This window comes from Paenibacillus sp. sgz302114, from assembly GCF_056120345.1.
On record NZ_JBVYOI010000011.1, the window covers coordinates 130,149 to 136,526 of the forward strand.

Annotated in this window: 5 protein-coding genes; all 5 read right to left on the minus strand. The window is 47.9% G+C overall.

The features are described from left to right. Positions 1 to 10: 10 nt before the first annotated feature. Complete coding sequence (locus AC0LWF_RS22475) at positions 11 to 637, minus strand: hypothetical protein (protein ID WP_474653770.1); 627 nt, start codon at positions 635 to 637, stop codon at positions 11 to 13. Between the two features lie 66 nt (positions 638 to 703). After that, positions 704 to 1,312: an MSMEG_1061 family FMN-dependent PPOX-type flavoprotein gene (locus AC0LWF_RS22480; protein WP_474653771.1), complete on the minus strand. Its 609-nt coding sequence runs from the start codon at positions 1,310 to 1,312 to the stop codon at positions 704 to 706. Between the two features lie 150 nt (positions 1,313 to 1,462). Further along, positions 1,463 to 3,049 (minus strand): polysaccharide deacetylase family protein, encoded by a 1,587-nt coding sequence (locus AC0LWF_RS22485; protein ID WP_474653772.1) that lies wholly within the window; start codon positions 3,047 to 3,049, stop codon positions 1,463 to 1,465. Between the two features lie 216 nt (positions 3,050 to 3,265). Continuing rightward, on the minus strand, positions 3,266 to 4,489 hold the full coding sequence (locus AC0LWF_RS22490; RefSeq protein WP_474653773.1) for an MFS transporter: 1,224 nt from the start codon (positions 4,487 to 4,489) through the stop codon (positions 3,266 to 3,268). A 456-nt stretch (positions 4,490 to 4,945) separates the two neighbouring features. Further along, on the minus strand, positions 4,946 to 6,115 hold the full coding sequence (locus tag AC0LWF_RS22495; protein WP_474653774.1) for an acyltransferase family protein: 1,170 nt from the start codon (positions 6,113 to 6,115) through the stop codon (positions 4,946 to 4,948). Positions 6,116 to 6,378 lie beyond the last annotated feature (263 nt).

Here is a 6,378-nt window from a genome sequence, read left to right on the forward strand (position 1 = left end):
CCGCAATACGTTAGAGATAATCCGAAGTACGATCAGGCCGAACCCAGCTCATATCATCAATTTGCAATAGTTGCTTGAATTGATCAACCAAGTCATGCGGGCTCTCTAACCCCTCCAAATAACTGATGGTCATCATTTCCTTTAATCCCGCGATTGACTCCTCGCCAATATCAAATAAGCGGAACTGCTCCACCTGACAGTTGTCGAAAATACGGCTCAGACGCTGATCATACTCTTGATCTTGCTGCAGCTCTTCCATCAGTTCATCTCTAAGCCGATCGGAGTTCTCGCCTAGATACAGCAGCTCGATTGGATCTTCATCCGGAAACCGCTCCTGGACCATGTTCATCAGAAACAGCTCTTCCATTTCATAAGAGAGTTCGAACGTCGCTTTCACCTGCTGCTCATGAACAACCGAATAGCCCCAGCCATGATCCTCAGCATTAAAAAAGTAAAGAATCGGAATCTCATTCGACCCTGCAAAGATATCATCAGGCGGCGTTTCGCTTATATCCGTATTCGGCGTAAAAAACACCGCCCATTTCTCGTTCAGCTGTCCTTTATAGGTAGGGTTAAACTGTTCAAGCCGCTCCAAATGCTGGATAGAAACAAGGTTGCCTGCTGTAAATTCACTCATCGGTAGAAAATCCTCCTTTGTATTCGATAATAGAGCTTTCTTAGAACTTTAGAGCATTAAAGCTTCTTACTCGTTGGACTCTTTTTCGATCACGTATCCGTTCCTCGTAATATGATCCTCGAAGATGCGCTGAATGTTCGGGAACTCCTCGCGGCTGAGCCAAGTCTCAGCATCCCATACATCGGAGGTTTTGAGCGCCCGCGGGCAATGAATGAAGCATTCTTCTACCGTAACCTTGATTGCCAAATTCGGCTTCCTACCATTGAGCGCCATGCTTTCCAGCAGCGATTCATTAAGGATCATTTTGGCGCTGCCATTAATACGGAGCACCTCATTCATCCCTGGCAAAATGCAGATCATGCCAAGCCTTGGGTTGGACAGCAGATTGATCATCGAATCCACTCTTCTGTTTCCCATGCGTTCAGGGAATGCCAGCGTATGATCATCGAGCACCTGCACGAACCCCGGCCCGTCACCGCGTGGTGATACATCGCATTGTCCTTCTGCACTCGCTGTCGCCAGGAAGAACAGTGGACACTTCGCCAAATAGCCACGAACATGATCGTCGATATGGTCAATCGTCTTCTTCACAACCGCTTCGTGCGGCACGCCAACTAGCTCCCGCAATCGCTCAGCGGAATCAATAATTTCGTCTTCTTCGGGATTGTATTTCATCGTCGGAATAATTCCTTTCTTTCTTGAAATTGAGATGCTTTCATCCTACCCTTTGATGGGGGGAATGACAAGATTAAGCTGCTTTGAACATAATAAGAAAAAAAGCTTCCCACAAGTTCAACGAACTCGTGAGAAGCCTCCTTCATTACATTAAAGCTGCAATTGTATTTCCTTCCCTGCAGAGCGAAGCTCAATGCGACCCGCACCACTGCCATCGCCGACTCGGTCAGCCTGCCGTACGCCGGACAGTCCGAGCTTAAACGGATGACCATTAAACACATACCCGATCGTTTCCGGAGCCAGACGAATCTCCGGCAAGTCCAAGACGTCTCCCCATTCCATCAGGAGTCCCCAGTTCGGCACATCAGTGGAGATCGTAATTGCCTGTTCCGCGCAGCGAATGCGCAGTTCTTGCTCGCCTTCCAAGCGAGCTAGAATCGTAAGCTCGCCTTCCACCGTTTCATCGGTTTCGAGAGATTGTACCTTAACCATGACAGCATTTCCTTCGTTGTCATAGATAACAGGACGGAGTCCTGCAGACGTCTGCTCGTTGCTCCAACGGGCACTGTCAACAATAGGAAGCGTATCGTAATGAGCATTCTTGTCCGGGCATGTAGCTTCCAAATACCGCTCCACATAACGTTCATCAAAGCGGTGAATATCGCGGATCCAGAGCTCGCCGTCGTTATTCAGCAGGTTAAGTCTATAATTCCGATTGTTATACCATACCGATTGACGGCCTTCGTTCCGCCAATCCGTTAGTGCGCATATGGAGGCAGCTGGCGTAACGGGATATTGACGTCTGAACCAGCGACCTGATTCCGCCAGCGTTTCCACCTTCAGCACACCATCCGCTTGTTTCGCAGCAAGCAATTCGACCTGCTGGATAAGACCGTCCTTCATTGCTGCCCAGCCGAAGGAGTTTTCCTGACCGACCTGCGTATAGCCGAACGAGACCTGCTCCTGGCGGAAGTTAACGTCATAGAACCATTCCACCCACTCCGGAATACCGCCTCCGCCTTCTTTGCCCGAATAGACCGGCTCCAAAGTAATAACGGCCTGACCGTTACCGCCAAGCTTGGCGTCATATTGATAGATTGGATCGCTTCCCAACATGCGGAACACGGGAACCGGTATTTGATTTTCTTCGGTCTGTGCAGGCATGAACCCGTTCAGGCGACTTGGATAATACGCTTGGTTCCAATAGCCGCCCCATAGCGTGTAGCCGTCGGTGCCCCATTGGTCCTTGCAATTGCAGGAAGCCACGATCTGATAGCGGTCCGATAGATACCCCAGCAAATGCGCATCCATAAACCACGAGCCTACGGATTGCGGATAGTGACCGAACTTGGCGCGAAAATCCTCCATGAGCACATCCGCGAGACGCTCCCGCTCCTCTGGTGTATAGCCGACCGAGAAGGCGATATGCGAGTGCCAGTCCCAAGGAAAGCGGCCGCGCCAAGGGATGCCGGCCTTCTCCGTAAGCGGCTGCACAATTTCAAACCAAGCGCCGATTTCTTGCCCGGCATCCGCCTCGCTCACCAGCAAATCCGTAAAAGCGGGATCGATCAGCGCATCGTATTGGAGCAGCCATGTCGCCCGAAGACCGTGCTTCTGAACAAGCGCCAGCTGTTCTCTTACCGGCTCAACTAGATCGATCGGTTCCCGGGGCTCAACACCGCGGATGAAGTTTATGATATTGACATGATTCGGATAGACAGGCGATAAATGACTCAAAGTTTCACGCTCCAATTGTATTATTTTCCGACGATGACAGTGTTGTCATAAAGCGCTTTCATTCTAAGCTTTGGATAACTGTCAGGCTGTCTGATAGCAATAATGCTAGTTTATCAGATATTATTTGGGAGCGGAAGTTCAAAAGAAAGACTTCACAGAAGTTCATAGACGAACTTCCGTGAAGCCGCTTAACTACCTTAACCACTTAACGATTAATCAGCCGCTCTCCTTCTGCCTACGCAGCTTCTGAAAGACGAATACGAGTGGGACCAGCATAAACGCCGATAATACAATGGACACTCTGATCGTATAACGCACGCCAGCCCAGCCTATTACGGGTCCGCCTGCAGTTTGACCGATTGCGTTAGCTTGACTCAAGAATGACAACACGGTTGAGCGTGTGCCCGATTCAATATGCTGATTGAGCCAGGCCGAGTACAGCGGGTAAAAGACGGAGTTGAACATGCCGACCAGCCAAAAGCTTGCAAGCGCCCATACAAGATTGGAAGCAAGGCCAAACGCGATCACACAAATGATTTTCAATGTGACGAGTATCAGCATCAGATTCCGGACAACGGAACGGCTCTCTAGGTTTATTCTTCGGATGACGACCTCATTGGTCAATAAGCCCAGTAGCATCCCGCAAATTCCGAAAATACCAAACCATACGGCACTATTCCAACCATTGAAAGCAGGAAGTCCAATATCGGTAATGAAATGCGCTTCCCATAGCCGATCAAATCCTTCCGACGATGCGCCTGAGAATAGACTTACAATCAGAATAAGAAGGAGGACTGGCGATTTTTTAACGAAGCTTGAGCCTTCTTTGAAAGTAGCCCGCATCTGGCTCCAAGAATTGAGATCGTCCCGGGCAGCTGGGCGAAAGTTTGTTTCTTTCATCGCAATAAGCAGATAGACAGCCAGCCCAACATACAGTACCCCACCTATTACATAAGGCAGGTTTAGTGCGATCGTAGATACGACGACACTGAGGATAATTCCTGTAATCGAAGCGATTTGCTGAAATTGGCCTGCACGGACGAATAGTTTGCCTATTCTCTCTTCGCCAACCTCGTCCGTAATCCATGACTGCTGTGCGCCGCTTAGGAAGGTCTCACCGACTCCTCGGATCATTTCTGCTAGGACGACTAAGACGAACAGTGAAACTGCCCCTCGCAGAAGCCCATCCGAAATCAGCACAACATTCCCTTCAAGAATATAGGCGGCCCCCATGATGAAAAAGGCAATGATGACCGAGAGTCGTCGGCTATAGGTATCTGCGAACACTCCAGTAGGGATCTCAAGCAAGAAAATAACGAGCTCCAGAAACGTCCCGACCAATACAAGCTGAAAAGGATTGAGTCCTAATTCATTTACATAGTACAAGGCGTAAGTGGTGAACATGATCGAATTCGCGAGCGCCATGATAGCGCTCATCATATAAAATACTTTTTCGGATTGACGAATGTTCAGATAAATCTCCCTCTCTGGGCTATAAATTCGATTTATCGTCTGCGGAGAACACAAAAAAAAACCACAGACCGCGCGGGTCCCTGGCTGCAGATAAAAAGAATCGTATCCCTGAAGACGAATCGTACGAGAACAAAATAAAAACCACTGGCATGCACCAGTGGACATTGGTTTCGTAACAATCGTAGAAACGATTATTCTTACTAGAAGTCCATGCGAGGCCGCGCAAAATATTCATGTGCAGTTGTATCCATGACTTTGCTGGCTCCCATTGTTGGACCTCCTCATAATGATTTTTGAATTCGCTTACATTTGAAATGGTAGCAGACTTTAACTTGTGGTGTCAATACATTCTCCAAGGAGCTCAAAAGAAAGAGGCTGCTCACAAGTTCAGTGAACTCATGAAAAGCCTCTATAAACCGAATATCACCTTTTTGCTGACATTTCGCCTTGATAGTTTTGACGGGGTATTTTACCGCTCATAAGGTAACGTCCAAGTCGTATGGATGGCAGCTCGACATAACGATAGGACAGAGCGGCGAGTGCTAGGCTGAGGATAACAGTGCCAACTAGCAGCAAATAAGGCGAGATATAATATTGCTCATAATCGTCTGGGTATAGGGCGAATGATGGATTGGTGAGCAAGTTCATTAAAGCAATCAATACGACAAGGTGTACGAGATATAAGCTGTACGAGACACGTCCGACAAACGCGATCGGCCGCCAATGGAGAACACTTTTAAACTTCACCGATGCTAAAGCCGCGATAATAAAGAAGCCCGAAGTTAACATGGTAAACCAGTCTGACACAAGATTCCCTTTAAGTCCCCAGTGATCCCAGCCCAGATTGTTTCCCCATGTGTATACAATGAAGGCAACAATAACGAGCACAAGCTTTGTAACGATCCGGAGACTCTTGAAATAATCAACAAGGCGATGGCGGTGCTTCGCCATAATTGCGCCTACGACAAACATGAATACGTAATGCGCTGTATCATAATAATTCGTGAAGAAGTCGATGCTATCTTGATAGCGCAGATGCAGGAAAATCCCGCAGATAGATAGAACGAAACCGATCAAGAAGCTCCAGATCCAATTCGTCCTCATGACGAGCCAGATAATGAAAGGAAATAGAAGCGCTATGCGCATCTCCATAACAAGTGACCAGACGACCGGATTAAAATACTGCTGATGGAATTGATCAATCATGAAAACGTGCTGTAAAATCGGAACCCATCCGATCGGCCTGGACCACAGATCGTTAATCGGAACACGGTAACAAAGAAGGCGCAGCACGAGTCCAAATGCGAGAGAGACGATATAAGGCGGGTATAGCCGAATCAGACGCCGAAGCATGAAGTTGCCGTAACCACGTGTTTTCCCCTCGGCAAACGGCAAAGCCAACACAAATCCACTCAGAAGAAAGAAGAAAATCACGGCCTGATGGCCGGCCAACAAGATCTGAAGCGGTGAATGATACAGCCAAGGCAAAGCAGCCATTATTCCAAGAAGCGAGGCGGAATGATAAAGCACTACACTCATGGAAGCGATTCCACGAAGAGAGTCTAATTCACCCAGCCGCCCATTTTCAGCCATCCGATGTTCTCCCCCTCATATTAAAAGCGACATTTTAATAGAGCAACCTAGTTTAGCTAAAATATTACATAGAGTATACGGATTGTCAATCATTGAAATTATTAGCATCAGCTGGGCATGAAAAAAAAGAGGCATCCCACAAGTTCGGTGAACTCATGAGAAGCCTCTAGTTTTCTGCCGATGTTACCCTTTCGTTACCTCAGGACAACCTCGTACCTTCAACCCCTTATAAATCAGGGGTTTTGGGCATTTATTACATCATG